This is a genomic window from Pseudoduganella sp. UC29_71, assembly GCF_042693265.1.
Classification (GTDB): domain Bacteria; phylum Pseudomonadota; class Gammaproteobacteria; order Burkholderiales; family Burkholderiaceae_D; genus Rugamonas.
On the sequence record NZ_CP170549.1, the window covers coordinates 5,433,913 to 5,460,731 of the forward strand.

Consider the following 26,819-nt stretch of genomic DNA (forward strand, 5'->3'; position numbering starts at 1 on the left):
ATCGTTCCTTCCTAAGGACGGCAGCAGAAAAAGGTGAGATCGTCGCGGCGCGGCTGCACGCCTTGCCAGGCCTGGAAATCGTCCAGCAAGGCCTGGCTCAGCTGCGCGGCCGGCGCGGCGCGCTGCGCCAGCAGCACGTCGCGGATGCGGCGCTTGCCGTAGGCGATTTCGCGCGGGCCGCCGATCTGGTCGATCAGGCCGTCGGTGGTGATGAACAGCAGGCTGCCCGGCGCCACCTCCACCGTGCGCGCGGTCCAGCTGAAGCCGAACGGCGTGTCCACATAGCCCACGCCCATGCGGTCGCTGTCCAGCGTCTGCACCAGCGCGTCCGAATCGGCCGGTTCCGGCGGCAGGATCTGCAGCGCCAGGCGCGCGCCGGCGAAACTGAGCTTGCGGCTGGACGGCTCGAACCACAGGAAGGCCGCGTCCATGCCGTCGTCCGATTCGGTGGCGCCGCCCTGCCCTTCCATCTGGCCCAGCATGGATTTCACACGCCGGCTCACCTCCGCGATCAGCGCGGCCGGATCGCGCGGCCCCAGTGTCTGCAAGGCCTGCGTCAGGATGGACGAGGAGATCAGCGTCATGAAGGCGCCCGGCACGCCGTGGCCGGTGCAGTCGGCGATGGCGGCGAACCAGCCGTCCTCGTACCTGGCGAAATAGTAGAAATCGCCGCCCACCACGTCGCGCGGCTGCCAGACCAGGTGCGCATCGGCCAGCGTGTCGGCCAGCGCCGCGCGCGAGGTGCGCAGCATGGCGCGCTGTATCACGCTGGCGTAGTCGATGCTGTGCATGATCTGGCGGTTTTTCTCGGCCTGCATATTGGCCACCACGTTCATCAGCTGCAGGCCGAAGCCCACCCCGCCCAAGGCGCCGCCGCGCGTGATGATGAAGCCGTCCGCCAGCGCCTTCTCGCCCGACTCCACGGCGCGGAAGGTGAGCGCTTCGATGCTCATGGCCGCATCCACGATCAGCGGCTCCTTGTCCATGAAGGCGATGCAGCTCTTCTTGCCGTACACCTCGTGGTAGAAGGGCTTGGACATCTGCGACATGAAGATGTTGCGGCTGATCAGGCCGATCGGGCGCTCGTTCTCGATGACGGGAAGGCTCATCAGGTCGCGCCGTTCGGTGAACAGCTCCAGCACGCCGAAGTTGCTCATGTCCGACTGCACGGACACCGTTTCGATGCACAAGTCGGCCGCCGTCGACAGACGGAAGCGGGGCAGATCCAGGCGCGATGCATTGAACTCCACAGCCGGTTCCTTTTAGAGAAGTCGTTCGAAAAAAACGGCCCGCACCGGGGAGTGTGCGGGCCTAAACATCCATTGGGAGAGAGATGAACAGGCGGCATCTTGCCATGCCTTTGTTACACGGGTATGACGATACGGCAACTTTATTGTCAGCAAGCTAGCGCGGCCTGGTGGCGCAAAGTGCTAAGGTGAAGCTTCTGCATCAGGAGGACACGCCATGAACGCCCATCTCGACACGGTGGACCCGGCGGCCATCGCCGAAGTGCACCGCGCGGAACCGGACAACAGCGCCGTGCGCGCCGCGCCGCTGGCACTGAACAGGCAACTCAGCGTGGAACAGGCATTTCGCCGCATCGCCGCCAACTGCCGCGAACAGATCGCCGCCAACCACCCCGCCGTCGCGCGCGGCAATGCGCCCGAGGCGCTGCACCAGATGCGCGTCGGCCTGCGCCGCCTGCGCTCGGCGCTGAAGCTGTTTTCACCCTTGCTGGAGCTGCCCGCTGCGCTGCGCGCCGACCTGCGCTGGCTGGGCGAGCAGCTGGGCGCGGCGCGCGACTGGGACGTGCTGGCCGCATCCACCCTGCCGCGCGTGGCCGAGGACCTGCCGGACGATATGGAACTGGTGCTGGTGCGCCTGGCGGCCGAGACGCGCGCCAACGAACTGCGCGCCACGGCGGCCGAGGCGGTCAGCACCGAGCGCTACGCGGAGCTGATGCGCAACCTGGGCAGCTGGCTGCACGACGCGGCCTGGCGCAGCCACTGCAGCGCGGTGCAGCGCAACGCGCTGGCCAGGCCCACGCGGCGCTTTGCGGACGAGGTGCTGGAGCAAAGCCGCAAGCGCCTGCTCAAGCGCGGCCGCAAGCTGCGCGGCGCGGGCGCCGACGCCAAGTGCGACCGCATGCGCCACCGGGTGCGCATCGCCGCCAAGCGCGCGCGCTACGCGGCCGAGTTTTTCCAGTCGCTATACCCGAAGCGGCAGGTGCACGGTTATATTGAGAGCCTGTCGCGGCTGCAGGATGAACTGGGCTGGCTGAACGACACCGCCGTGGCCGACGGCCTGCTGAAGAAGCTGCAGCACGGCGAAGCGCGGCTGGACGGCAGCGCAGCCTTCATGCGCGGCTACCTGGCCTCGAGCCAGCATGGCGGCGGGGGCAAGCTGCGCAAGGCCTGGCGCAGCGTCAAGGCCGCGCGCGCCCCGGCCTGACTCCGAAACAACAGCCTTCGACAATTTGCATGCATTCCTCCCAAGTGTTTTATATACTCGGCAACTTGCCCGCGCGTGCCCCACCCCCGCACCGCACGGACATGATAAAAAATATAACACTTCAGGGACGCCCCAACCATGGCTTTGACCTTGCCTACGCCAGCCCAAAAATCGCTGGCCAGTATGACTTTTTGCGCCGCGGCCGCACTCTCGCCGCTCCTGAGCCTGATGCCGCTGGACGCCCTCGCGGCCTCCAAGGCCTCCACTGCTTCCGCTGCTTCCGCTACCAACAGCAGCGCCGCTGCGCAGGAAACCACCGAAACCCGCATCAGCGACGCCTATGCCGAAGCGCTGCGCCAGCGCACACTGCGCTCCAGCGTGGCGGGCGAAATCACGGAGATGCTGGTGAAGGCCGGCGACCGCGTGAAAGCGGGCCAGCTGCTGGCGCGCGTCGGCGGCAGCGACATCACCGCGCCGTATGACGCCATCGTTTCGGCCATCATGGCCAAGGTAGGCGAAGTGGCCATGCCGGGCCGGCACATCCTCACCGTGTTCGACCCCACCCGCATGCGGGTAGTGGCCTCGGTGCCGCGCTCGCGGCTGCGCGAACTGAACCTGGACGAACCGGTGCAGGTGGACATCGCCGCGCTGAACCAGCGCGTCAAGGCGCACAAGGTGATCGTGATTTCGCAGGGCGACAAGCCGATGCAGACCGCCAAGCTGTATCTGGAACTGGGCGAAGTGGCCGGCTTGCAGCCGGGCCAGCAGGCGCGCGCGACGTTTGCGCTGAGCAGCTGGCCGTCGCTGCGGCCGTAGCGCGCAGGAGTATACTGTCGGCCTCTTATCGAAACGCCGCGCAGCTACAACAGTGTACTCATGACAACAGCAGAAACCGCAGTGCAGTGCCGTCCCGGATGCGGGGCCTGCTGCACCGCCCCGTCCATCACCTCGCCCATCCCCGGCATGCCAGACGGCAAGCCGGCCGGCGTACGCTGCATCCAGCTGGCCGACGACATGCGCTGCAAGATTTTCGGCCAGCCTGAACGGCCGGCCTTCTGCGCCGGCCTGCAGCCTGCTGCCGACATGTGCGGCGGCAGCCGCGAACACGCCATGGTGTGGCTGGCGGAGCTGGAGCGCGCTACCGCGCCCTAAGCGCGTGCGGATGCTGCGGGCGCCGCAGGCGCTGTGCACGCTGCAGGCACAGCGCCCGGCGTACCTATTGGCCGCGCGGCCCCTTGTCGGCGCCCTTGTGGTCCTTCTGGCCGTCGTTCTTGTGGCGGCCCGCCACCTCGGCTTCCTCGGCGCGCTGCTGATTCTTGGCCGCTTCCTGCTGCGCTTGCTGCGCCTCGCGCTGCTGCTGTTCGCGCGGATCGTTGCTGTGCTTACTCATGGCAATCTCCTTGATGGCTGGAACTGCCACCTTACGCCCCGGCCGCCATGCGCACAGTGCGCTGGCGAACAGAGGCGGCCAGGCCAGCGTCAGCTAAAGCCCGCCACCGGATGCGGCACATAGGCCGACTCCAGCAGCGCCAGTTCTTCCTTCGTCAGGCGCACCGACAGCGCCTGCACCGCGTCGTCCACGTGGGAGAACTTGGCGGCGCCGATGATGGGCGCGGTGACCACGGACTTTTGCAGCACCCACGCCAGCGCCACCTGCGCGCGCGGGATGCCGCGCGCTTCGGCCACCTGCTTGACACGCTCGGCCACCAGCCGGTCCGACGCTTCGGTGGCGGTGTACATTTCTTTCGCAATCAGGTCGGTGTCCGAGCGCTTGCTGGCTTCGGCCCAGTCGCGCGTGAGGCGGCCGCGCGCCATCGGGCTCCAGGGGATCACGCCGATGCCTTCGGCCGCGCACAGCGGCAGCATCTCGCGCTCTTCCTCGCGGTTGATCAGGTTGAGCTGGTTCTGCATGGTGACGAAGCGCGTCCAGCCGTGCAGGTCGGCCGTGTACAGCGCCTTGGCGAACTGCCAGGCGTACATGGACGAGGCGCCGATGTAGCGCGCCTTGCCGGCCTTGACGATGTCGTGCAGCGCTTCCAGCGTTTCCTCGATCGGCGTGCCGTAATCCCAGCGGTGGATCTGGTACAGGTCCACGTAGTCGGTGCCCAGGCGGCGCAGGCTGTTGTCGATTTCCGCCATCAGCGCCTTGCGCGACAGGCCGCGCTGGTTCGGCCCTTTCCCCTGCGGGAAGTACACCTTGGTGGCGATCACCACTTCCTCGCGGCGGGCGAAGTCGCGCAGCGCGCGGCCGACGATTTCCTCGCTGGTGCCGTCCGAATACGAATTGGCGGTGTCGAAGAAGTTGATGCCCGACTCCAGCGCGTGGCGGATCACGGGGCGGCTATGCTCCTCGTCCAGCGTCCATTCGTGGCCGCCGCGGTCGGGCACGCCGTAGGTCATGCAGCCCAGCGCCAGGCGCGATACTTTCAGGCCGGTGCGGCCGAGATTCACGTATTCCATGCAAGCTCTCCTTGTGGTCCGGCCGGTCACTATAACGCGCGCCCGGCCTTGTATCTATATCATGCATGGTAAAACAGAAACCACCATGGGTTGTAAGTGAGGACGTATGAGAGGAATCGAACTTCGGCAGCTGCGCTATTTTTCCATCGTGGCGAAGGAACTGCATTTCCGGCGCGCGGCGGAACTGGCTTTCGTCACGCAACCTGCGCTGAGCCAGCAGATCGCCAAGCTGGAGCAGACCGTGGGCGTGGAGCTGCTGCGGCGCGACCGGCGCGGCGTGGAGCTGACCCCGGCCGGCGTGGTGCTGCGCGACGAACTCGACACCATGTTCGGCCAGATGGACCGCGCGCTGCGCCTCACGCGCGAGGCCGGCCATTACCGCAGCTGCTCGCTGTCCATCGGCCTGGTGGAGTACACCAACCTGGTGTTCATTCCGCCGGCGCTGATACGGCTGCAGGCGCTCTACCCCAATATGCGCGTGCAGCGCCACGAGATGAGCTCCGTGCTGCAGGCCGATGCGCTGCAGAAGCACACCATCGACGTGGGCTTCGGCGTGCAGGTGGCGCCGCTGCCGGAGGACGGCAGCCTGCTGGCGCGGCCGATTTTCGATTCCAGCTGGGCCGTGCTGGTGCGCGAGGACGCCCCGCTGGCCGCGCGTCCCACGGTGACGGTGGACGACTTGCGCGGCGAGCGCCTCATCATGTTCGAGCGCGGCGTGAACACCGTGCTGTACGACCGCATGGTGGACGCCTGCCGCGCGCGTGGCTTCACGCCAAACTTTGTCTACCAGACCTCGCAAGCCCAGATGGGCATGTCGCTGGTGAGCCAGGGCATGGGCACCATGGTGGGCACCACCTATGTGTTTTCATCGCCGCCGGCCGGGCTGGTGGTCAAGCCGGTGGCGGACATGGCGCCGCTGCAGGTCCAGGTGTTCTCCCGCAGCGGCGAGGACCGCTCGCTGGTGCTGGAGTTTATCGAGCTGGTTGCGGCTGAAGCGCGCCGTGCCCAGCTTGATCTTGCTGCAAGAAGCTGACCGCCACCGCCAGCCCGGTCGCCGCGATGCCGAGCGCGGACACGCCGTGCCAGGCCCACAAGCTCCACACCCAGGCCGTGAGGCCGGACATGACGGCCGCGCCGATGAAGATGCCGAGGATGTAGATGGTGCTGACGCGGCCGCGGATGTCCTGTCCCAGGTGGTAAATCATGGTCTGGTTGGACACGTGCGACGCCGTCACGCCCAGGTCCAGCAGCAGCACCCCCACCACCAGCCCGGCCAGGTGCTGGCCGAACAGCGCCATCACCACCCAAGCCAGCAGCGCCGATCCGGTGCCCAGGCGCACGGCGAACACCGGGCCGCGCTTGTCGGCCACCTTGCCGAACAGCGGCGCGGCGAAGGCGCCGGCCGCGCCGATCACGCCGAACAGGCCGGCCACGTCGCTGCCCATGTGGAAGCGCGGCGTCTCCAGGTAGAACACGAGGCTGATCCAGAAGGCGTTGAAGGCGCCGAACACCAGCCCCTGGCGCGCGGCGGCGTAGCGCACCACCGGCTGCTGGCGGAACACGGTCCAGATGGAAGCGAGCAGGCGCGGATAGCTCAAGTCGCTGCGCGGCACGGTGGGCGGCAGGCGCCAGGCCAGCAGCGCCGTCATCACCAGCATCAGCGCGGCGGCGATCCAGTACACCGTGCGCCAGTCCGTGTAGTGGCCGATGTAGCCGCTGGCCGTGCGCGCCAGCAGGATGCCGGCGAAAATGCCGCGCGCCAGCAGGCCTGTGACGTGGCCGCGCTGCTCGGGACCGACGATCTTGGCCGCGTAGGCCGGCAGCAGATACGGCGTGATGGTGGTGACGCCCATCAGCGCGCTGGCCCAGGTGAGCGAGGGCGCGGACGGCGCCAGCGCCACCAGCACCAGCGCGCCCACGTGCGCGCTGATCATGGCCAGTATCAGCTTGCGGTCATTGACAATGTCGCCCAGCGGCAGGAACAGCAGCGCGCCGATGGCGATGCCGATCTGCGTGAACATGGGCAGCGCGCCGGCGTAGGCTTCCGACACGCCCAGCGAGCGGCCGATGTCGCCCAGCAGCGGCTGCGCGTAATACCCGCTGGCGATGGACACGCCGCACACCAGCGCCAGCAGCGTAATCAATCCTTTCGGTACCGCGCTTGTATTGTTGTTTGTGTTCATGTTTGTATTCATGACAGCCTCCTGCATAAAGTGGATGGCTGAAGTATGGAATTGCCGCCGGTTTACATCCAATTCGTCTTTCGGCGCCTTGTGATAAGCAAGGCTTATCACAGGCAAGGTACAATGCGCCGCGCGCCCGATTCGGGCCATGGCGAACGCGGCCGGGCATGGTAAGCTTCGACGCCCTTTTCCCATATCACTTGCTATTACGACAAACATGGACATCACACTCGCTTTGCAGGCCTTCATCATGGGCCTGGTAGAAGGCTTTACCGAATTCCTGCCCATTTCCTCCACCGGCCACCTGATCCTGGCCGGCAGCCTGCTCAACTTCGTCGGCGAGAAGGTGAAAGTGTTTGAGATCGTGATCCAGACCGGCGCCATCGTCGCCGTCATCTGGGAATACCGCGCGCGCCTGACTGCGGTGCTGAGCGGCATGTTCAGCGAAGCCAGGGCGCGGCGCTTCATTGTCAACCTGGTCATCGGCTTCCTGCCGGCCGCCGTTCTCGGCTTCCTGTTCAACAAGGCCATCAAGGCGCACCTGTTCTCGCCGATTCCGGTGGCCGCCGCCTTCATCGTGGGCGGCCTCATCATCCTGTGGGTGGAAAAGCGCGCCAAGGCCAATCCGGCCGCCGTGCGGGTGCACACCGTGGACGACATGAGCGCGCTGGACGCTCTCAAAGTGGGCTGCGCCCAAGCGTTCGCGCTGATTCCCGGCACCAGCCGCTCCGGCGCCACCATCATCGGCGGCATGATGTTCGGCCTGTCGCGCAAGGCGGCCACGGAATTTTCCTTCTTCCTCGCCATTCCCCTGCTGCTGTCGGCCACGGTATACTCGCTGTACAAGGAACGCGCGCTGCTGTCGGCGGCCGACTTGCCGATGTTCGGCGTCGGCCTGGTGGCCGCGTTTGTGTCGGCCTTCCTGTGCGTGCGCTGGTTGTTGCGCTATATCAGCTCGCACGACTTCACAATTTTTGCGTGGTATCGCATCATATTCGGACTGGTGGTCATTGCCACCGCCTATTCCGGCCTCGTAGTGTGGGCCGACTAAGTTAATGAAATGACCAATCAGGACACCAGCGAACGCGCCCTCAACCTGCTCCAGACCGTTTTCGGCTACCCAGCCTTCCGCGGCCAGCAGGCAGAAATTGTCGACCATGTCAGCAACGGCGGCGACGCGCTGGTCCTGATGCCCACCGGCGGCGGCAAGTCGCTGTGCTACCAGATCCCGGCGCTGGTGCGCGACGGCGTGGGCGTGGTGATCTCGCCGCTGATCGCCCTGATGCAGGACCAGGTGGACGCGCTGGCCGAAGTGGGCGTGCGCGCCGCCTTCCTGAACTCCACCCAGACCTACGAGGAAGCCAGCCGCATCGAGCGCCTGGTGCGCACCGGCCAGATCGACCTGGTGTACGTGGCGCCCGAGCGCCTGATGACGCAGCGCTGCTTCGAGCTGTTCCAGGCCTCCAACATCGCACTGTTCGCGATCGACGAAGCGCACTGCGTATCGCAATGGGGCCACGACTTCCGGCCCGAGTACATCAAGCTGTCCATCCTGCACGAGCAGTTCCCCAACGTGCCGCGCATCGCGCTCACGGCCACTGCCGACCAGCAGACCCGCGCCGAGATCGTGCAGCGCCTGCAGCTGGAAGACGCGATGCAGTTCGTGTCCTCCTTCGACCGGCCCAACATCCGCTACCAGATCGTGGAGAAAGCCAACGGCCGCAAGCAGCTGCTGGACTTCATCACCGCCGAACATGGCAGCGACTCCGGCATCGTCTACTGCCTGTCGCGCAAGAAGGTGGAAGAGACGGCCGAATTCCTGAACGAGAACGGCGTGCGCGCCATGGCCTACCACGCCGGCATGGAACACGCCAAGCGCGCCGCCAACCAGGCCCGCTTCCTGCGCGAAGACAATATCGTCATGGTCGCCACCATCGCCTTCGGCATGGGCATCGACAAGCCGGACGTGCGCTTCGTGTGCCACCTGGACCTGCCCAAGTCCATCGAAGGCTACTACCAGGAAACCGGCCGCGCCGGCCGCGACGGCATGCCCGCCAGCGCCTGGATGGCCTACGGCCTGCAGGACGTGGTGCTGCAGCGGCGCATGATCGACGAGTCGGAAGCCGACGAAACCTTCAAGCGCGTGCTGGGCACCAAGCTGGACGCCATGCTGGGCCTGTGCGAAACGCTCAGCTGCCGGCGCGTGCGGCTGCTGGACTATTTCGGCGAACAGGCCACGCCCTGCGGCAACTGCGACACCTGCCTGATCCCGCCGGTGAGCTTCGACGGCACGGTGCCGGCGCAGAAGCTGCTGTCGGCCATCTACCGCGTGGACCAGCGCTTCGCCGCCGGGCACGTGATCGAAGTGCTGCGCGGCGTGGAGACGGAACGCATCAAGACCTGGCACCACGATTCCCTGTCCGTGTTCGGCGTCGGCGCCGACCGCAGCGAACAGGAATGGCGCGCCATCCTGCGCCAGCTGATCGCGCTCGGGCTGGTGACGGTGGACCACGAACAATACAGCTCCCTCAAGCTCACCGACGCGGCGCGGCCGGTGCTCAAGGGCGGGCAGAAAGTGCAGCTGCGGCAGTACCAGAAACCGGTCAAGCAAAAGCGCTCCACAGCGGCGGCGGCCAAGGGCTACGCCGAGACCGAACTGTCCGGCAAGGAGCAAGCCATCTTCGACAAGCTGCGCTGGTGGAGGGTGGAGACAGCGCGCGCGCACAGCGTGCCGGCCTACGTGATCTTTGTCGACGCCACCCTGCGCGAAATCGCCAAGGCCCAGCCCACCTCGCTGGACGACATGCGCGGCATCAGCGGCGTGGGCGAAAAAAAACTCGCCTCCTACGGCGACGAAATCGTCGCCCTCATCGCCGAGATGCTCTAGACCCCGGCCCAAAACCGCGAACCTCAACCGCGGGGTCAGGTCCGGCAACAGGACATTTTGGCAGGTTGCCGGATCTGACCCCGGGGTTCGGGGTTGGCTCCCGGCATTGGCATCCGGCTGGGCTACGGGGTCAGGCGGCGATGATCTGGCGGTAGCGGCCGGGCGGGGCGCCGACGGCGGCGCGGAAGCGGTGGCTGAAATGGCTCAGGTCCGCGTAGCCGCAGGCGTCCGCCACTTGCTGCAGCGGCAGCTCGGTCGACTTCAGCATGCTGCGCGCCCGGTCCAGCCGGCGCTGCGCTACCCAGGCCGACGGCGGCATCCCGAACGACACCCGGAACATGCGCGCCAGGTGAAACTCCGACATGCAAGCCACCTGCGCCAGCATGCCCAGCGTGATGGCATCCGCCAAATGCGCATCGATATACTCGGCCAGCCTGCGCCGCACCACAGGCGCCAGCCCGCCGCGCAGCCGCGCGCCCGGGTTTATCATCGATTGCGACTTCAACAGCTCGCTCAAGGTGGCGTGCGTGATCTCGTTCACGCGCAGCAGCGCGTCGGCGCCCTGCCACGGCGCGGACACCAGCTCCTCGCACAGCTGCACCAGGCGCGGGTCCTCGAAATAGGTGCGGTCGGCCAGGGTCAGCTCGCGCGGCTCGCGGTCCAGCTCCACCACGGCGCGCTGGGTGAAATGCTCCGGCATGAAATACACATGCAGCAGGCGCAGCTTGTCGCGCACCAGCCAGTGCGACTCGTGCCAGTCCGGCAAAGTGCACAGCCGCTTCGGCGCCCCGTACTGCCCCGGCGCCACGCCCGCGCCATTGCGCTCGGTGCGGTAGCCGCCGCCCAGGTAGCAGGAAAACGTGTGATGGCCGGGCTGGGAGTAAGTGGTCACTTCCTCATCCGTCTCGCGCTGCCAGATGGCCGCAGCCAAGCCGTCGCCCAGCCAGGCGAAGCGCTCCAGCGTCGCATCGGTATTCGACATGGTCTTGAACACCGCATGCGAAATCGCTTCCGCGCCGGGCGGCGCAGCGGTATCGAAAACGGGACGGGAAATGGTAGCCATGCAAAAAGTCTAGCACGCCCACCCAGCCGCCGCCCCGCCCCCGTCCACATTTGCGCAAGATCAGACAATCCCTAAGCAGCCTGAGCCGCATTCGGGGTCTGACCCCGAATGCGGCTCAGGTTGCTTGGGGCCAGGTGGCGCGATTTGCGCAAGCGGAGACAAGCGGCGGGGGCGCGGCGGCGGGATGATGCAGGCTCTTAGTCAACCGGACCGCTCCATGAACGCTTTTCTTTACTTGCTCACTGTCCTGATCTGGGGCACCACCTGGATCGCCATCAAGTTCCAGCTCGGCGTGGTGCCCGCGCCCGTGTCCATCGCCTACCGCTTCTGGATCGCGGCGGCGGTGCTGCTGCTGGTGCTGTTCGCCATGCGCAAAAAGGTGTGGCCGCCGCGCGCGGCCTGGCCTTACCTGGCGGCGCAGGGCGTGGCGCTGTTTTGCTGTAATTTCCTGTGCTTTTATTACGCCAGCCAGTGGGTGCCGAGCGGCCTGGTGGCCGTGGTGTTTTCCACCGCGCCGATCTGGAACGCGCTGAACGGCCGACTGTTCCTGGGCCGCGCGCTGCGCCCGCAAGTGGTGGGCGGCGCCCTGCTTGGCCTGGGCGGCATCGCCCTGCTGTTCCTGCCGCAGATGCGGGGCCACTGGGGCGACGGCGGCATGCTGGCCGGCCTGTGCCTGGCCTTGCTGGGCACCCTGTGCTTCTCGACCGGCAACCTGCTCTCGAGCCGCATGCAGGCGCTCGGCCTGGCGCCGTGGCTGACCAACGTCTGGGCCATGATGATAGGCGCGTCCATCCTCACCGCCGGCGCGCTGGTGCTGGGCATGCCGTTCACGTGGGAGCCGGGCGCGCGCTATGCCGGCTCGCTGCTGTACCTCGCCATCCCCGGCTCGGTGATCGCCTTTACCGCCTACCTGATGCTGGTGGGCCGCATCGGCCCGGACCGCGCGGCCTATTCCACGGTCCTGTTCCCCATCGTGGCGCTGAGCGCATCCACCGTGTTCGAGGACTACCACTGGAGCGCGCTGGCTTTCTGCGGCCTGGCGCTGGTCCTGATGGGCAACCTGCTGGCCTTCATGCCGTCCTGGCCCGCCCTGGGCGCGCGCAAGGCCGCTACCTAGGGCTGCCTGAACTTGAAGCGGCAGACCTGGCCGCCCGTCGCCATGCACTCCTGGTGCTCGACGTCGCGCTCGCTGAAGGCGGACATCAGCGCCAGGTCGAATTTGCAGATGTGGGGATGGGCCGTGGCCAGGTTGTGGAAGACGCAGTTGTCGGCTTCGATCAGGTCCGATTCCCGGGCCGCCCGGCACGCGGGCGGCATAGCCCAGGTCCGCCATCACGCCCGACAACTGCCGCAGGCGCTCGGCAGGCTGCGAGCCGCCCGCCAGCTGGCCGCGCAACTGCTGGCCCACCTGCGTACCCATGGTCTGGAAGCGTTCTTCCATGCCCTCCGCACCCACTTCGCGCTGCACCGATTCGATCAGCAGCTGGGCGAACCACGCGTAGTGGCGCGGGAAGCATTCGCGCCCCTTGTCCGTCAGGATGTAGAGCTGCTCCGGGCGCCCGCGCGTGGCCCGGCTGGCGCCCTTGCCCACCAGCCCCTCGTTCTCCAGCGCCGCGATATGCTGGCGCACCGCGCTGCGCGTGATCGCGAGGCCGTCCGAGATCTGCTCCACCGTAATGCCCGCCTTGTTTTTCAGCAGCAGCCGCAGCAAGTCCTTCTGCCTGTCTCCCAGCATGTCCAGCATGATTTCCCCCGATGTTCATGTCTTCATTCTACCGCATGCGCGGCATTAACCAACTTAAAACACATATAACTGTACAAAGTATTTTAAATTGGCTATGCTGATAGTCATCACCCACCCACCAGCCAGGAGTACGCCATGCCAGCCCATCCATCCATTCAAGTCCTTCCCCGCCGTTCCTTCCTGCGCAACAGCAGCGCCGCCGTGCTGTCCACCGGCGCGGTGCTGCTGCTCGCCGGGCATGGCGCGCAAGCCGCCGGCCAGGGCGACGTCGCGGCGGACATCGGCATCCTCAACACCGCCCTCGGCCTGGAACACCAGGGCATCAACGCCTACACGCTGGGCGCCAAGAGCGGCCTGCTGCAAAAGCCGGTGCTCGACATCGCGCTGAAGTTCCAGGCGGACCACAAAGTGCACCGCGACCTGCTGATCGATGCGATCCGCAAGCTGGGCGGCAAACCGGTGGAAGAAAAATCGCTGGAAGCTTACGCCACCGCGCTGAACGCGGCCGCGCTGCGCAGCCAGAACGACGTGCTGACGCTGGCCGCCTCGCTGGAGCTGGGCGCCACCAATGCCTATCTGGGCGTGATCCCGGCCTTCAAGGACCACGGCTACGCCAAGGTGGCGGCGCGCCTGGCGGCGGACGAGGTGGGACACTGGACCATCCTCAACCAGGCGCTGGGCCAGCCGCTGGCGAAGGCCATGATGTTCGGCGCGTGATGGCTACGCTGCGGTCCGCGCTGCGCGCCCTGCTCTGCCTGCCGGCGTTCGCGCTGGCCGCGCCGCCCGGCGCGGCCCAGGCGGGCGGGGACGCCGCCAGGGGCAAGCAGCTCTACAGCCAGCAATGCATCGCCTGCCATTCGGTCGACGTCAGCATGGCCGGGCCGGCGCACCGGGGCGTGTTCGGACGCAAGGCGGGATCGCTCGCCGGCTTCGCCTATAGCGACGCGCTGCGGCGCTCGCGCATCGTGTGGGACGCCGGCACGCTGGACCGCTGGCTGAGCAACCCGGAGCAGCTGGTGCCCGGCCAGTCCATGAACTACGCGGTCGCCGACGCCCAGGCCCGCGCCGACCTGATCGCCTATCTGCGCACGCTGGAGCCGGCCGGCAAGCCGCCGCCGCCGCGCTGATCGCGGCGGGCCAATTCCACAGTATCATTCCTTACCGCCTTCCAAGGAGACTGTGCATGGCCCGATCCGCAATCGCTCTGATACTTTCGCTGCTCTCTGCAGGCGCGCATGCGGCGCCGGCGGACATTGTGTACCGCAACGGCTACGTCTACACGGTGGACGCCCAGGACAGCGTGCAGCAGGCGCTGGCGGTGCGCGGCGGCCGCATCGTCTACGTGGGCGGCAATGCCGGCGCGGACGAGCACACCGGCGCCCAGACCCGTGTCATCGACCTGCAAGGCCGCATGCTGATGCCCGGGCTGGTGGACGGCCATATGCACCCGCAGTCCGGCGGCACGCGCCTGCTCAACTGCAGCCTGGATTACCAGCCGCTGACGGTGCCGCAGTTCCAGGCCCGCATCCAGGCCTGCCTGGACCAGGACCAGGCCAAGAAGGTAAGCCCCAGGCGCTGGCTGCGGGTGGTGAACTGGTTCCAGCAGGGCATGCTGCCGGACGGCGTGGAGCTCACCAGCGCCACGCTGGACAGCCTGAAAACCACCCGCCCCGTGGTCGTGCGGTCGTCCTTCGGCCATTCCGCGCTACTGAACTCGCGCGCCATGAAGCTGGCCGGCGTCACCCGCCGCACGCCCGACCCCGAGGGCGGCAAGATCGCGCGCGACGCCGCCGGCAACGCCACCGGCATCCTGGAGGACGCGGCGCAGGACATGGTGAGCAAGTTCATGCCCGTGCTCACGCCGAAGGAAAACCTGGCTGCCTCCACCGCCGCGCTGGACGCCATGCGCAAGCAGGGCATCACCACCTTCCTCGACGCCTACACCGATCCGGAAACGCTGACCGCCTTCTCGCAGCTGCAAAAGCAAGGCAAGCTCACCGCGCGCGCCCACTTCGCGGTGCTGATCGATCCCAAGGACGCCATCTCCGGCAAGGCTTTCAAGGAACTGCGCCAGCAGGCCAGGCAGTTCGACCAGGGCGCCACGCGCGTTGAACCGTCCATGCAGGTGCGCCACGCCAAGCTGTTTATGGACGGCGTGATCGCCGCGCCGGCCCTCACCGGCACCATGCTCGCGCCCTATTACACCAACCAGGGCACGCCGCAGCAGCCGCACTGGGCGCCGGGCACCAGCAAAGGGCCGGACAGCTACTTCACGCCGGCGCTGCTGAAGTCCACCCTGTCGACACTGGCCAAGGCCCGCATCGATCCGCACATCCACGTGGACGGCGACGGCGCCGTGCGCGACGCACTGGACGCGGTGCAGGCGCTGCGCGCCACGCCGGAAGGCAAGGACGTGCGCCCCGCGCTCGCGCATGACGAGATCGTGGACCCGGCCGACTTCCCCCGCTTCAAGCAGCTGGACGCGACGGCCGTGCTGTCCTTCCAATGGGCCAAGCCGGCGCCGGACACGGTGGGCGCGCTGAAGGAATACATGGGCAAGGAGCGCTACGCCATCGTCGAGCCGCAATCGCTGCTGCTGAACGCGGGCGCGCGCATCGCCTACGGCAGCGACTGGCCGGTGGACCCGCTGGACATGTGGTTTGCCTTGAAGGTGGGCGTGACGCGCACCGCCGCGCCGAATGCGGGGCCGGAGTACGCCGGCCGCCTGGGCGAGGCCCCCGGCATGCCGCGCGCGGCCGTGCTGCGCGCCGTGACGATGAACGCGGCGTACACGCTGAGGCAGGAGAAGGAGACGGGATCGCTGGAAGCCGGCAAGATGGCCGACCTGATCGTCCTGGACCGGAACTTCATGGAAGTCCCGGCCGAGGACATCGCCAACACCAAGGTCTTGCAGACCGTGGTGGGCGGGAAGGTGGTCTACGACGCGGGTGCGCTGTAATCCGCTGTAGTTCGCTGTAGTTACTTCTTGGTGAACACCAGGTCCCACACGCCGTGGCCCAGCTTCAGGCCGCGGTTCTCGAACTTGGTGAGCGGACGGTAGGCCGGCTGCGGCGCGTAGCCTTCGGCGGTGTTCTGCAGGCCAGGCTCGGCGCCCAGTACTTCCAGCATCTGCTCCGCGTATTCCTGCCAGTCGGTGGCGCAATGCAGATAGCCGCCCGGCGCCAGCTTCTCGGTGAGCAGCTTGACGAACGGCCCCTGGATCAGGCGGCGCTTGTTGTGGCGCGCCTTGTGCCATGGGTCCGGGAAGAACACGTGCACGCCATGCAGCGAGCCGTCCGGGATCATATTGTTCAGTACTTCCACCGCGTCGTGCTGGATCAGGCGCAGATTGGTCAGCCCCTGCTCGCCGATCTGCTTGAGCAGGCTGCCCACGCCCGGGGTGTGCACTTCCACGCCGAGGAAATCCTTCTCCGGCATGCCGCGCGCGATGTGCGAGGTGGTGTCGCCCATGCCGAAGCCGATTTCCAGCACCACGGGCGCCTTGCGGCCGAAGGCCTGCTCGAAGTCGAGCGGAGCCTTGGCATAGTTGACCATGAATTTCGGACCCAGCTCTTCCAGCGCGCGCGCCTGCGCGGTGGACAGGCGTCCGGCACGCGTGACGAAGCTGCGGATGCGGTGTTCGGTCGGGTCATACAGCATGGCGCGTGCTGGATTGGTCGGGTTATCGTTTGGAGTATCGGAAGACATGGAATAGACAAATTCAAGGGACGATCCACCATTATACGTGAGCCCGGCCTGCCATAATACGGCTTTGACCGACTAGCCCCTTCCGACGATGACCGACGCACTCCTGATTGCCATCATGGCACTGTCCCTGGCCGCCATGTACCTGCTGCTGAAAAAAGGCTTCCGCACGCCGCCGCCGCCCGCAGGCAAGGCGCCGGGTGCCGGCTACCTGCCCGCGCAGCCGGCTGCGCCGGTGAAGCACTGGTCCGACGGCGGCCGCATGCTGACCGAGGTGGTGGCCGAATCGCGCTACCACGCCACGGTGCGCGAGCTGGCGGGCCAGCACGGCGACAAAGGCGCCGACACCCGCCTGCAAGCCGTGCTGGCGGTGGACCCGCTCAATCCCTACGACGACAAGCCGGTGGCGGTGTTCATCGAAGGCCGCATGACCGGCTACCTGTCGCCGAAAGACGCGCAAGCTTTCCGCGAAGCGCAGCGGCGCGAAGAGATCGAAGGCCAGTCCGTCTCCTGCGACGCTGCCATACGCGGCGGCGCTGTTTGGGAAGGCAAGCATTTGGCGTATGCTGTATGGCTGGACATAGACTTGTCCCGTTGACCGACGTCCTTAGCAAAGAGATACGCAATGACTACTGTTACCATCGATTTCAGCCAGTCCGTGCTGGCCACGCTGGAAACCTACCGTGCGGCCCATCCGACCGCCACGCTGGCGCAGGACTTCGACAAGTTCGTCAAGGCCGGCTACAACTTCGCCACGGCGCACAACGTCTACACGGGCGGCTCCCTGGCGGGGCCGGACGGCTATCTCGATTATCCCGACGGCGCCTTCCAGACCTTCGCGGGCCTGGTCAACACCACCCCGGGCGCCGCCAGCGGCACCTTCTCGGCCGGCTCGCTGGAAGACCACGTATCGGGCAACTACCGCCTGGTGTATGACGGCCAGCTCAATTTCGGCTACACCAGCTCCGCCAGCAACGGCCTGCTGCTGTCCAACCAGGGCGGCACCATCAGCACGCTCACCCTGCAGCAGCTGGTCACCAGCGGCAGCACCGGCTACGACGCCACCATCGGCAACACGGTGCTCAAAGCGCACGGCGCCGTCACCAGCGACGGCAACCTGTTCTCGGGCGAAGTGGACACCCTCACGCGCACCACCGAGCTGTTCGAGCAGGGCGGCCGCATCACGGGCAGCTTCAACGTGTCGGGGGATTCCACGGCCATCGGCCAGAACACCGCCAGCACCGCCATCAGTGGCACGCTCACCTCCTACGCCCAGTACTACACGGACGGCAGTTCGGCCCAGATCAGCGGGGCGGAGATGGCCGTCACCGGCAGCACGGTGGCCAACGAACAGCTGCTGCTGGCCAACGCCGCCAACTTCGGCGGCGACGATGCCATCGCCGTGACCTTGCCCGCCATCGTCAACACCGACTGGCTGATTGCCTCCGGCGCCGGCAACGATCGCATCAGCCTCACCGGCGGCGGCGCGCGCCTGTCCGTCAACGCCGGTAGCGGCAGGGACACCATCGTCATGAACGATTACGGCCACAAGGTCGACGGCGGAGACGGCGTGGACACGGCGGTCTTCGCCGGCAAGCGCGCCGACTACACCGTGGCCGCGACGGCCAGCGGCTACACCGTCTCGGCGGCGGCCGGCGGCCTGGCCGACACGCTGGTCAACATTGAACGCATCCAGTTCTCCGACAGCGGCCTGGCATTGGATAGCAACGGCAGCGCCGGCCAGCTGTTCCGCCTCTACCAAAGCGCCTTCAACCGCGCGCCCGACGTCGGCGGCGCCGGATTCTGGTTGAAAGCCATGGACAACGGGCTCACGCTGGAACAGATCGCCACCGGCTTCACGCAGGCGCCCGAATTCAAGAACCTGTACGGCAACACCACGGACCCGGTGGCGCTCGTCACCAGCCTGTATCACAACGCGCTGGACCGCGAACCCGAACCGGGCGGCATGCAGTTCTGGCTGGAAGTACTGGCGCGTGGCGTATCGGTGCCGCAGGTGATGCTGGGATTTTCGGAAAGCCCCGAGAGCCAGGGCCTGAACGCGGCGCTCATCGCCAACGGCTACGCTTACACGCCGTTTGTCTGAGGCCACAAAGATTTGATTGGAGCGGGTGAAGGGAATCGAACCCTCGTATGAAGCTTGGGAAGCTGCCGTTCTACCATTGAACTACACCCGCGTTAGGCGCATTCTACGCGGGTTTGCACGTTGTTGGCAAACCCGCAACCGGAACCGGACGCTTTAGCCGTCGGCTGCTTGCTTACAGAGCCTGGATCAAGGTTTTCTGGAATTTTTCCGGCTCATCCCGATGAATCTGATGGCCCGATTTTTCGAACAGGAACAGCCCTTTCCTCGGCGCGCGCAATGCCTCAAAATATTCTGTCGTGATCCTGGTGGAAGTCTGGATGTCATCCTTGCCCACCAAGAAATATACCGGGCAGTCGACCTGCGTCAAGGTCTTGGGCAAATCGGTGACCATCACCTCGTTCCAGACCGGCGACCAGACCTTGGACCATTGCAGGAAACCGTTCTTGAACTCGTCGCTGGTTACGTACGTTTTGCCCTCCTTGTAGAAGAGCCATTTTCGCAGGTAAAACAGGTCTTCGTCAGCCTGAAAGGGAATGCGCACGCTGGCCAGTTCTTTGCCCGCCTGGCGATTTTCCTTCAGATGGGTCTTTAAGGTGTCCAGCAGCGCCTTTTCGCTCGCCAGCTGGCTGACGACGGGATTCACCGCGAAATACGCGTGCAGCAGGCCGGGGCGGGTCCTGACGACATGAAATCCGAGGACACTTCCCCACGAGCTGCCCAGGAGGTAGATTTTTTCCTGCTTCAGCTCTTTCCTGACGAAGTCGATTACCTCATCCGTGTCGCTCTCCATCTGCGCCAGCGTGGGCTGGCTGGGCGAAGGGTTGAGCTTTAAGGTTTTCCCGGCATTTCGCTGGTCCCATTGGACAATGGTGAACTTATCCTTCAGCAGGTAGGTGAAGGATTCCGCGTTGTTCATCATCGAACTTCCTGGCCCGCCGGACAACAGCAAAAGAACGGGCTTGGCCGCGTCATCCGTGCTGATTTCCACGACCTGTTTGATTCCGCCTATGTCGGCCACGAGCTCAGTTACGGCGCCATGTGCGGAAAATGGCATGAGGACTGCAAACAGCATGGATGCAAAGCGTTTTTTCATGAAGACCCCTGGTTGCCAATTGCTCCATTCTACTTTGCAATGGGAACGCCCTGCCCCGGAATTGCCCGCCGTTTGTAATTCTGCCATGATGGCTGGCATTGCCCCGAACCAAGGACTTTGACATGACGCCAACCTCGTTCCGCCGCGCCGGTGCCCTCGCGCTGGCCGTTTCGTTCATTTGCGCCGTGCCGCTGGCTGCCGCGCAGCAGCCGGCAGCGCCGGACGATCCCGTCGCCCAGCTGGTCGGCCAGCTCGACCTGGAAAAGTACAAAGCCACCATCAAGAGCCTGACCCGCTTCGGCGACCGGCGCCAGGGGACGGCACGCAACCGGCAGGCGCTGGACTGGATCGAGGCGCAGCTGAAGTCCTACGGCTGCACGAATACCGCGCGGCTGCAGTATCAGTTCACAGAGCCTGCCGTGCGCGGCAAGCCCGCCGTGCAGGCTGGTGGCGGCGCGGGCGGTCCGCCGGGCCAGGGCGGCAGCACGCTGTTCGGCAGGCGCGCTCCCACCGGCGTGAACACGGACCCCATGCTGCAGCCCGACGAGCGCCTGCGCGCACTCAACGCGGAACAGACGCCGCAAGGCACCTCGCTGCGCGAGAACGTCTATTGCACCAAGGTGGGCGCCACGCATCCGGAGGAGATGTATATCGTCAGCGCGCACATGGACGGCATCGGCTTCGGCGAAGCCGCCAACGACGACGGCTCGGGCACCGCGCTGGTGATGGAGCTGGCGCGCATCTTCAGTGCGCCCGGCGTGGAGACCGGCCGTTCGATCCGCTTCGTCCTGTGGAACAACGAGGAGACGGGCCTGAACGGCGCCGCCGCTTATGTGGCGCAGCGCCAGCATTTGCAGGGCGTGGAGTCGCCCGCCGGCTCGGGCAAGTATCCCGAGCCGAAGTGGCTGGGCATGATCCAGCACGACATGATGCTGTTCGACCACGGCATGCCGGTGCCCAAGCTCGACGCGGCCGGCAAGCCGGTGCTGGACGCGAAGGGCCAGCCGGTCTACACCGCGCCCAGGGAGCAGCGCGCCGAGGCGGACGTGAATATCGAGTACCAGGCGCAGTCGAAGCAGGCCGACGGCTCGGCCAGGCTGGCCTGGGCCTTCCGCGCCGCGAACGACAAGTACGCCACGCACTACCCGGCCGCCGTCGGCTTCCACATGACCAACACCGATTCCACGCCCTTCATGGACCTGGTGCCGTCGATTTCGCTGCGCGAGAACGAGCGCGGGCAGCAGATCGGCGCCGGCTGGAATCCGCACTGGCACCAGCCCACCGACCTGTACGCCAATTATTCGGACAAGGATTTCCTGCTTGGCCTGAACGCGGCGCAGACCACGCTGGCCGGCGTGGCGCAGCTGGCAGGGGTGCGCGTGCAGAAAAAACAAGCGGAAAAATGAACTGTTGCTTTCGTGCCCACTGGAAATAGTTGATGCCTAAATCTGTTAGCATGCTGGCCACCAATTCAACCACATGCACAGGATTTGCATATGCGCAGCGCACCGCAAGCGGCAGTTCACGAGACCGTCCTTGAAGACGGCAAGCCCATCGTCACCACCACGGACCTGAAGGGCCGCCTGACCTACGCCAACTCCACCTTCACCGACGCCAGCGGCTACGAAGGCGAGCAGCTGGCGGGCCGGGTGCAGAACTCGCTCTACCATTCCGACATGCCGCAGGAGGTGGACGCGGACATGTGGCGCACCGTGCTGTCGGGCGAGCCGTGGCGCGGGCTGGTGAAGTATGCGCGCCAGGACGGCGGCTATTTCTGGTGCATTGCGAACGTGACGCCGGTGATCGAAAAAGGCAAGACCACCGGCTTCATGTCGGTGTGCACCAAGCCGAAGCGCGAGCAGATCCAGGAAGCCGAACAGCTGTACCGCAGCGTCAAGGGCGGCAATCCGGACGGCATCCGCATCGTGCGCGGCGCGGCTGCCGCGCGCGGCTGGAACAAGGTGCGCAACGCGCTGCGCGACGTCACGCTGGCGCAGCGCCTCGCGCTGTGCTTTGGCAGCACGGCGCTGCTGGCGCTGGCCATGGCGGCGCACGCCGTGCTGCCCTACGGTGAAGGCGCCCTGCACGTGCAGGCGCTGCTGCTGGCGGTGCTGGCGCTGTACGGGTGGCGCAATCTGCACCAGGCGGTGGTGGCGCCCATCCAGGCCAGCATCAACGCCACCCGCATCCTGGCCGGCGGCGACCTGACCACCCGCATGGCGGTGGACCGCCACGATGAACTGGGCCAGCTGCAAGCCTTCATCCGCCAGCTGAACCTGAACCTGGCTTCCATCCTGGTGGACATCAGCGGCAATTTCGCGCTCACGCGCAGCACCACCACGCAAGTGCGCGCAGCCAATGCAGACCTGTCGGCACGCACCGAGGCGCAGGCCTCCAACCTGGAACAGACTTCGGCCAATATGGGCCACATCACCGGCACCGTGAGCCAGACCGCCGACAACGTGAACGCCGCCAGCGGCGTGGCGAGCGAAGCGACGGCACTGGCCGAGCGCACCGGCGTGGCGGTGGCGCAGGTGGTGGCCGCGATGAACGACATCAGCGCGTCGTCGCGCCAGATCGTGGACATCATCAGCCTGATCGACGGCATCGCCTTCCAGACCAATATCCTGTCGCTGAACGCGGCGGTGGAAGCGGCGCGCGCCGGCGAGAGCGGACGCGGATTCGCTGTGGTGGCGGGCGAGGTGCGCAGCCTGGCGCAGCGCAGCGCGGCGGCCGCGAAAGACATCAAGGCGCTGATCGACGCCTCGGCAGGCAAGATCGCCACCGGCGCGAGCATGGCCACCACGGCGGGCCAGGACATGGATGCGGTGATCGCCGCCATCGGCCGGGTGGCCGGCATCATGGGCGACATCAGCCACTCCACGCGCGAGCAGAGCACCGGCATCAGCCAGGTGAAGGACGCCATCGTGCAGCTGGATGAGGTGACGCACCAGAACGCGCAGATGGTGGAGGAAGCCTCGGCAGCCACCGGGGTGCTGGACAAGCAGGCGCAGGCCGTGGCCAAGGCACTGGAAGTGTTCAAGCTGCCGCCGCAGGCGGGCGCCAAGGGCAAGGGTGTGGTCAGCCTGGTGCCGGCGGCACGCGCGGCGCGGGAGGGCGGCACGCAGCACGCGGCACCAGCGGCGCGGCGCGCCTGACGCTAGCGCCGGCGGCAGCAGCCGCATCGGCGGGACCGGCTTGCGCGCGGTCCCGCTGTGCGTTTACGGCGGGCTTACTTCGCCGCGTAGAAAGCCTTCATGAAACGGTAGAAGTTCCACACATCGACCTTGCTAGCCATCTCGAACGTGGAGTGCATGCTAATCAGCGGCACGCCCATGTCGATCACTTCCATCTCCTGCTGCGACATGAAACGGCCGATGGTGCCGCCGGTGCCCACGTCCACCTTGGGCGTGTGGGTCTGCCATGGAATCGAGGCCTGGTCCAGGATGCCGCGTATCTTCGCGGTGTATTCGGAATTGGCATCGAAGCCACCGCCGTAGCGCTTGATGGTGACGCCGTAGCCGATCCTGGCGGCATTGGTCGCTTCGGTGGCTTCCGGGAACAGCGGCGACACGCCGTCGTTGGTGTCGGCGCTCACCACCAGCGCGTGGCGCAGCGCGGTGCGCAGGTCCAGGTCGTTGTACTGCGCGCCCTTCTGGCCGCTCACCAGGCGCGCGTACGCCGTGTTGAGCAGCTGCGACGAGGCGCCGGTGTTGTTCACCGAGCCCACTTCCTCGAAGTTCGACAGGTAGGCAATGGCGGTCTGCGCCGGCGTGCCGTCCATGTCCAGCACCGCGCGCAGGGCGCAGTAGGTGCTCAGGCGGTCGTCCTGGCCGTGCGAGCCCACCAGGCCGCGGTCGATGCCCACGTCGCGCGGCTGCGCAGCGGGCACCAGGTGCAGGTCGGCGCTGACGAAGTCCTCTTCCTGGATGCGGTATTTGTCCTTCAGCGCGCGCAGCACTTCCGCCACCACGCTGGACTTCTCGCCCGGGATGCTGCCGGCCACGGGATCGAGCTCCTCGCCCTTGAACACTTCGGTGTAGCTGCGGTTGCGCAGGTCCTTGTCGGCGTGCGGCGCCGCGTCGCCGATGACGAACACGGGATCGGCGGCGTTGAAGCCGATCGACACGGGAATGCTGCGGCCGTCGGTGGTGTCGATGCGGCCGGTCAGCGCCAGCGGCACGTTGGCCCACTGGTACTTCTTGATGCCGCCGTAGTACACGGTGTTGAACACGGCCAGGCCGTCGCGCGCGGCGCCGTTCACGGGGCGCGCCTTGAGCGCGATGTGCGGGCTGTCGTGGTGGGTGCCCACCACGTGCGAGCCCGCCGCCAACGGCTGCTGGCCGATCACGGCCAGGACCACGGCGCGGTCGCGCGCCGGCAGGATCAGGCGCGCGCCGGGCTTCACCTGTTCCGGGCGGGTCAGTTCGGCAAAGCCGGCCGCCTTGGCCAGGCGGATCGCTTCGGCGGTGGCGCTGTAGGGGCTGCGCGCCACGGCCAGGTATTCCTTGTACTGCTCGGCAAAGCGGAACACCTCGTCGCGCTGCCCGCCCTGCAGCGCCAGCCACGACGACTTCTTGCCCGCCCATACGCTGGCCCCGCCCGCGCCGTCCTGCGCCTGCACCGGCGCACCCGCGCAGGCCCACGCCGCCATCACCATGATGGCCAGCTTGCCGTATCGATTCATTCACGTCCCCTTGTCATTTTCTCTAGCGGCGCCGTTGCCGCTGAAGGCGCTATGCTAAGGGGATGGACGGGCCTTGGCAATGCCCCAGGCAAGCACGCTCAATCCGGGCTTTCCACGGTATAGCCCTTGGCCTTCAGCGCGGCCAGGTAGCCGTCCGGCTTGAGGATGTCGGCCAGGCGCAGCGTGGCGAAGGTGCTGCCGTTGGCGGCCAGCGCCTTCTCGGCCGCGCCCAGCCAGGCCGCCTGCATGCGTTCCTTCACGTTCTGGAAGCCGGGCCGGGTCTTGGTGAATTCGGCGCCGCGCATGGCGTCGCCGCACTCGGTCTCCTGGTCCGGATAGCTCAGTTTCTGGATCGCTTCCAGGTCGCCCTTGGCCCATGCATTGGCGCGCACGCGCATGGCGTCGATGTCGCCTTCCAGGCGCTCCAGCGTCTTCGAGAAGCACGCGGTGTCGGCCAACTGGGACTGCTTGAATTCCTTCAGCATCTTCGACGGGTCTTCCAGCGGCAGCTCGATGCTGGTCTTGACCACCTTGATCTTGTGCTGCTTGATGATGTCGTCCAGCTTGCGCTGCACTTCATAGCCCTTGGACAGTCCTGCCTTTTTCAGGCCTGCGCTGAACAGCGTCTCGGCGGCGAAGATGGGGCGCTCGCGCTCGATGCCGTCGTCGTCGCCCAGGTACTTCGCTTTCAGCGGCAGCCAGCGCGCGTAGACGTCGGCCGGCAGCACGTCCTTCAGGGTAGCGCCGTCCGGGTTCTTCTTCAGGCCGATCAGGTTGGGCAGCAGGGCCAGGCCGCCGAAAAAGCCGACGCTGGCGTGCGCGCCCGGCGGCGTCAGGTATTCCTGCGACTGGGCCAGGATGCTCTCCACCTGCTGCGAACGCCATTCCATCTTGTGCGGCAGCGGCGAGTAGGTGCCGAACACCCACAGCACATGGCCGTCCTTGCTCACCTTCCACAGGCCCGGCCCGGGCTTCTGGCCCACCACCAGGATCTGTTCCGGCACCGCCCCGGCTTCCGCATCGGCGGCAGCCGGCGGCGCCTCGGTTTGCGCCAAGGCGGACAGCGCCGGCAAAGCCAGGCACAACGCGGGAAGAACTCGTTTCAGCATCACAGTCGTCCTTTCAATAAGTAGTGTCCAAGGTTACTATTCTTATACTTATTGTGCGGCAATTTTTCAGGATGTTACAAATATGCCTAGACATTTTCGCAGGGCGAACGCAGCGCTGTTGCTGGCCGCCGCGATGGCGCTGCCTGCAGGCGCGCAGGACTACCAGCACGCAGGCGTGGCCGACAACATGCCGGTGTTCCAGCAGGCGCTGAAGGCCAAGCTGACCTTTCCCATGGCGTGGTCGCCGCAGGTGAAGGACTTGCCGGCATGGCGCAGCGCCGGCCGGGCCAAGCTGTGGGAGCTGACCTTGCAGGCGCCCGACAACACGCCCTTCCAGCCGCAGGTGATCGCCGAAATCGACCGGGGCAGCTATGTGGCGCGCCAGGTGGTGTTCAACCTGAGCGCGGAGAGCCGCGTGCGCGGGCTGATGCTGGTGCCGAAAGGCGCAGGGCCGTTCCCGGCCGCGCTGATGCTGCACGACCACGGCGGCAAGTTCGATATCGGCAAGGAGAAGGCGATCCAGCCGTGGGGCGATACGGCGACCGATGCGGCGCGCCTGGCGTCGTCGCAGGCCTGGGCGGACAAGCATTTCTCGGGGCGGTATCCGGGCGACGCGCTGGCCAGGCGCGGTTACGTGGTGCTGGCGGTGGATGCGCTGGGCTGGGGCGACCGGGGTCCGCTGACGGGCGACACGCAGCAGGCGCTGGCGGCCAACGCCTTCAACCTGGGCAGCTCGCTGGCCGGCATCATGGCGGCCGAGGACGCGCGCGCGGCGGCTTTCCTGGCGGCGCAGCCGGAGGTGGACAAGCACAAGGTGGCGGCCATCGGTTTCTCGATGGGCGCTTTCCGGGCGTGGCAGGCGGCGGCGCTGTCGGACGCGGTGACGGCGGTGGTGGCGGCCAACTGGATGGCCACCACCGAAGGCTTGATGGTGCCGGGGAATAACCAGCTGCGCGGCAGCTCGGCGTGGAATATGCTGCATCCCGGCCTGTTGCGGCAGATGGATTTTCCGGACGTGGCCAGTCTGGCGGCGCCCAAGCCGGCCATGTTCTTCGCGGGCGAGCAGGACAGGCTGTTCCCGGCGGCGTCGGTGCGCACGGCGTTCGGGAAGATGGAGCAGGTGTGGAGAGCGTGGGGCGCGCGGGACAAGTTCGAGGCGCATATGCTGCCGGGCGGGCATGTGTTTCCGCAGGCGGAGCAGGACGCGGCGTACGATTGGCTCGATCGGCAGTTTGGGCGGGCGCCGGCTGACGGCGGGTTACGCGCGTTGCGCTAACCCGCCCTACGCATTGACGCATGAACGCACAACGCATCAAGCGGCCATGGAATGCAC

Annotated in this window: 25 protein-coding genes, 1 tRNA gene and 1 pseudogene; 15 read left to right on the forward strand and 12 right to left on the reverse strand. The window is 66.6% G+C overall.

The window, feature by feature from the left end:
- Positions 1–11 precede the first annotated feature (11 nt).
- A complete protein-coding gene (locus ACFJI2_RS24165; protein ID WP_377702236.1) occupies positions 12–1,250 on the reverse strand; it encodes a SpoIIE family protein phosphatase in 1,239 nt (412 codons plus the stop codon).
- A gap of 214 nt (positions 1,251–1,464) precedes the next feature.
- Between ACFJI2_RS24165 and ACFJI2_RS24170 the strand changes: the two genes are divergently transcribed.
- The 3 genes from ACFJI2_RS24170 to ACFJI2_RS24180 all read left to right on the forward strand — a co-directional run bounded on the left by ACFJI2_RS24170 (position 1,465) and on the right by ACFJI2_RS24180 (position 3,603).
- Positions 1,465–2,451 (forward strand): CHAD domain-containing protein, encoded by a 987-nt coding sequence (locus ACFJI2_RS24170; RefSeq protein WP_377702237.1) that lies wholly within the window; start codon positions 1,465–1,467, stop codon positions 2,449–2,451.
- A gap of 183 nt (positions 2,452–2,634) precedes the next feature.
- Positions 2,635–3,267, forward strand: a complete 633-nt coding sequence (locus tag ACFJI2_RS24175; RefSeq protein WP_377702238.1) for an HlyD family efflux transporter periplasmic adaptor subunit — start codon at positions 2,635–2,637, stop codon at positions 3,265–3,267.
- A 60-nt stretch (positions 3,268–3,327) separates the two neighbouring features.
- Positions 3,328–3,603, forward strand: a complete 276-nt coding sequence (locus tag ACFJI2_RS24180; RefSeq protein ID WP_377702239.1) for a YkgJ family cysteine cluster protein — start codon at positions 3,328–3,330, stop codon at positions 3,601–3,603.
- A gap of 64 nt (positions 3,604–3,667) precedes the next feature.
- Here the strand turns inward: ACFJI2_RS24180 and ACFJI2_RS24185 are convergent, their stop codons facing one another.
- Positions 3,668–3,841, reverse strand: coding sequence for a hypothetical protein (locus ACFJI2_RS24185; RefSeq protein WP_161070942.1), 174 nt, complete (start codon positions 3,839–3,841; stop codon positions 3,668–3,670).
- 89 nt (positions 3,842–3,930) lie between these two features.
- Positions 3,931–4,911 carry an aldo/keto reductase gene (locus tag ACFJI2_RS24190; protein ID WP_377702240.1) on the reverse strand — a complete coding sequence of 327 codons (981 nt, stop codon included), beginning with the start codon at positions 4,909–4,911 and terminating at the stop codon, positions 3,931–3,933.
- Between the two features lie 106 nt (positions 4,912–5,017).
- Here ACFJI2_RS24190 and ACFJI2_RS24195 point away from each other — a divergent pair, with 106 nt between their 5' ends.
- Positions 5,018–5,944: a LysR substrate-binding domain-containing protein gene (locus ACFJI2_RS24195; RefSeq protein WP_107873662.1), complete on the forward strand. Its 927-nt coding sequence runs from the start codon at positions 5,018–5,020 to the stop codon at positions 5,942–5,944.
- On the opposite strand, the gene ACFJI2_RS24200 is transcribed toward ACFJI2_RS24195, so the two are convergent.
- Positions 5,883–7,094 (reverse strand): MFS transporter, encoded by a 1,212-nt coding sequence (locus ACFJI2_RS24200; protein ID WP_377702241.1) that lies wholly within the window; start codon positions 7,092–7,094, stop codon positions 5,883–5,885. The genes ACFJI2_RS24195 and ACFJI2_RS24200 overlap by 62 nt on opposite strands.
- A gap of 217 nt (positions 7,095–7,311) precedes the next feature.
- Here ACFJI2_RS24200 and ACFJI2_RS24205 point away from each other — a divergent pair, with 217 nt between their 5' ends.
- A complete protein-coding gene (locus ACFJI2_RS24205; RefSeq protein WP_377702242.1) occupies positions 7,312–8,145 on the forward strand; it encodes an undecaprenyl-diphosphate phosphatase in 834 nt (277 codons plus the stop codon).
- A gap of 9 nt (positions 8,146–8,154) precedes the next feature.
- Positions 8,155–9,981, forward strand: coding sequence for a DNA helicase RecQ (gene recQ, locus ACFJI2_RS24210; RefSeq protein WP_107873652.1), 1,827 nt, complete (start codon positions 8,155–8,157; stop codon positions 9,979–9,981).
- A gap of 130 nt (positions 9,982–10,111) precedes the next feature.
- Here recQ and ACFJI2_RS24215 read toward each other — a convergent pair whose 3' ends face one another.
- Positions 10,112–11,044, reverse strand: coding sequence for a helix-turn-helix domain-containing protein (locus tag ACFJI2_RS24215; protein ID WP_377702243.1), 933 nt, complete (start codon positions 11,042–11,044; stop codon positions 10,112–10,114).
- Positions 11,045–11,261: 217 nt separating this feature from the next.
- Between ACFJI2_RS24215 and ACFJI2_RS24220 the strand changes: the two genes are divergently transcribed.
- Positions 11,262–12,161, forward strand: a complete 900-nt coding sequence (locus ACFJI2_RS24220; RefSeq protein ID WP_377702244.1) for a DMT family transporter — start codon at positions 11,262–11,264, stop codon at positions 12,159–12,161.
- On the opposite strand, the gene ACFJI2_RS24225 is transcribed toward ACFJI2_RS24220, so the two are convergent.
- A complete protein-coding gene (locus tag ACFJI2_RS24225; protein WP_377702245.1) occupies positions 12,158–12,361 on the reverse strand; it encodes a hypothetical protein in 204 nt (67 codons plus the stop codon). The two genes, ACFJI2_RS24220 and ACFJI2_RS24225, sit on opposite strands and share 4 nt — an antisense overlap.
- A 283-nt stretch (positions 12,362–12,644) precedes the next feature.
- Positions 12,645–12,788: pseudogene (locus tag ACFJI2_RS24230) on the reverse strand (HTH domain-containing protein); the annotation flags it as partial.
- Between the two features lie 135 nt (positions 12,789–12,923).
- Here ACFJI2_RS24230 and ACFJI2_RS24235 point away from each other — a divergent pair.
- The 3 genes from ACFJI2_RS24235 to ACFJI2_RS24245 are packed head-to-tail and all read left to right on the forward strand — an operon-like array spanning position 12,924 to position 15,747.
- Complete coding sequence (locus ACFJI2_RS24235; RefSeq protein ID WP_107873643.1) at positions 12,924–13,505, forward strand: ferritin-like domain-containing protein; 582 nt, start codon at positions 12,924–12,926, stop codon at positions 13,503–13,505.
- Positions 13,505–13,915, forward strand: a complete 411-nt coding sequence (locus tag ACFJI2_RS24240) for a c-type cytochrome (RefSeq protein WP_377702246.1) — start codon at positions 13,505–13,507, stop codon at positions 13,913–13,915. Before ACFJI2_RS24235 ends, ACFJI2_RS24240 begins: the two co-directional genes overlap by 1 nt.
- Positions 13,916–13,971: 56 nt before the next feature.
- Positions 13,972–15,747, forward strand: coding sequence for an amidohydrolase (locus tag ACFJI2_RS24245; protein WP_377702247.1), 1,776 nt, complete (start codon positions 13,972–13,974; stop codon positions 15,745–15,747).
- A 20-nt stretch (positions 15,748–15,767) separates the two neighbouring features.
- On the opposite strand, the gene trmB is transcribed toward ACFJI2_RS24245, so the two are convergent.
- A complete protein-coding gene (gene trmB, locus ACFJI2_RS24250) occupies positions 15,768–16,448 on the reverse strand; it encodes a tRNA (guanosine(46)-N7)-methyltransferase TrmB (protein ID WP_107980238.1) in 681 nt (226 codons plus the stop codon).
- 163 nt (positions 16,449–16,611) lie between these two features.
- Here trmB and ACFJI2_RS24255 point away from each other — a divergent pair, with 163 nt between their 5' ends.
- Both ACFJI2_RS24255 and ACFJI2_RS24260 read left to right on the forward strand, forming a co-directional pair.
- Entirely contained in the window at positions 16,612–17,091 is a 480-nt protein-coding gene (locus ACFJI2_RS24255; protein ID WP_377702248.1) for a hypothetical protein, read from the forward strand.
- 27 nt (positions 17,092–17,118) lie between these two features.
- Positions 17,119–18,597, forward strand: coding sequence for a DUF4214 domain-containing protein (locus ACFJI2_RS24260; protein WP_377702249.1), 1,479 nt, complete (start codon positions 17,119–17,121; stop codon positions 18,595–18,597).
- Between the two features lie 17 nt (positions 18,598–18,614).
- Here ACFJI2_RS24260 and ACFJI2_RS24265 read toward each other — a convergent pair.
- Together ACFJI2_RS24265 and ACFJI2_RS24270 are read right to left on the reverse strand one after the other, a co-directional pair.
- A tRNA-Gly gene (locus tag ACFJI2_RS24265) sits at positions 18,615–18,688 on the reverse strand.
- An 81-nt stretch (positions 18,689–18,769) separates the two neighbouring features.
- Positions 18,770–19,690 carry an alpha/beta fold hydrolase gene (locus ACFJI2_RS24270; RefSeq protein ID WP_377702250.1) on the reverse strand — a complete coding sequence of 307 codons (921 nt, stop codon included), beginning with the start codon at positions 19,688–19,690 and terminating at the stop codon, positions 18,770–18,772.
- Positions 19,691–19,812: 122 nt separating this feature from the next.
- Here ACFJI2_RS24270 and ACFJI2_RS24275 point away from each other — a divergent pair, with 122 nt between their 5' ends.
- Positions 19,813–21,096, forward strand: coding sequence for a M28 family peptidase (locus tag ACFJI2_RS24275; RefSeq protein WP_377702251.1), 1,284 nt, complete (start codon positions 19,813–19,815; stop codon positions 21,094–21,096).
- Positions 21,097–21,186: 90 nt separating this feature from the next.
- The gene (locus ACFJI2_RS24280) at positions 21,187–22,848 is read left to right on the forward strand and encodes a methyl-accepting chemotaxis protein (RefSeq protein ID WP_377702252.1); all 1,662 of its coding nucleotides are present in this window, start codon (positions 21,187–21,189) and stop codon (positions 22,846–22,848) included.
- A gap of 74 nt (positions 22,849–22,922) precedes the next feature.
- On the opposite strand, the gene ACFJI2_RS24285 is transcribed toward ACFJI2_RS24280, so the two are convergent.
- On the reverse strand, positions 22,923–24,377 hold the full coding sequence (locus ACFJI2_RS24285; protein ID WP_377702253.1) for a hypothetical protein: 1,455 nt from the start codon (positions 24,375–24,377) through the stop codon (positions 22,923–22,925).
- 98 nt (positions 24,378–24,475) lie between these two features.
- Positions 24,476–25,486 carry a TraB/GumN family protein gene (locus ACFJI2_RS24290; RefSeq protein ID WP_377702254.1) on the reverse strand — a complete coding sequence of 337 codons (1,011 nt, stop codon included), beginning with the start codon at positions 25,484–25,486 and terminating at the stop codon, positions 24,476–24,478.
- 82 nt (positions 25,487–25,568) lie between these two features.
- On the opposite strand from ACFJI2_RS24290, the gene ACFJI2_RS24295 reads away from it, so the two are divergent.
- The gene (locus ACFJI2_RS24295) at positions 25,569–26,762 is read left to right on the forward strand and encodes a dienelactone hydrolase family protein (protein WP_377702255.1); all 1,194 of its coding nucleotides are present in this window, start codon (positions 25,569–25,571) and stop codon (positions 26,760–26,762) included.
- The last annotated feature ends 57 nt before the right edge of the window (positions 26,763–26,819 follow it).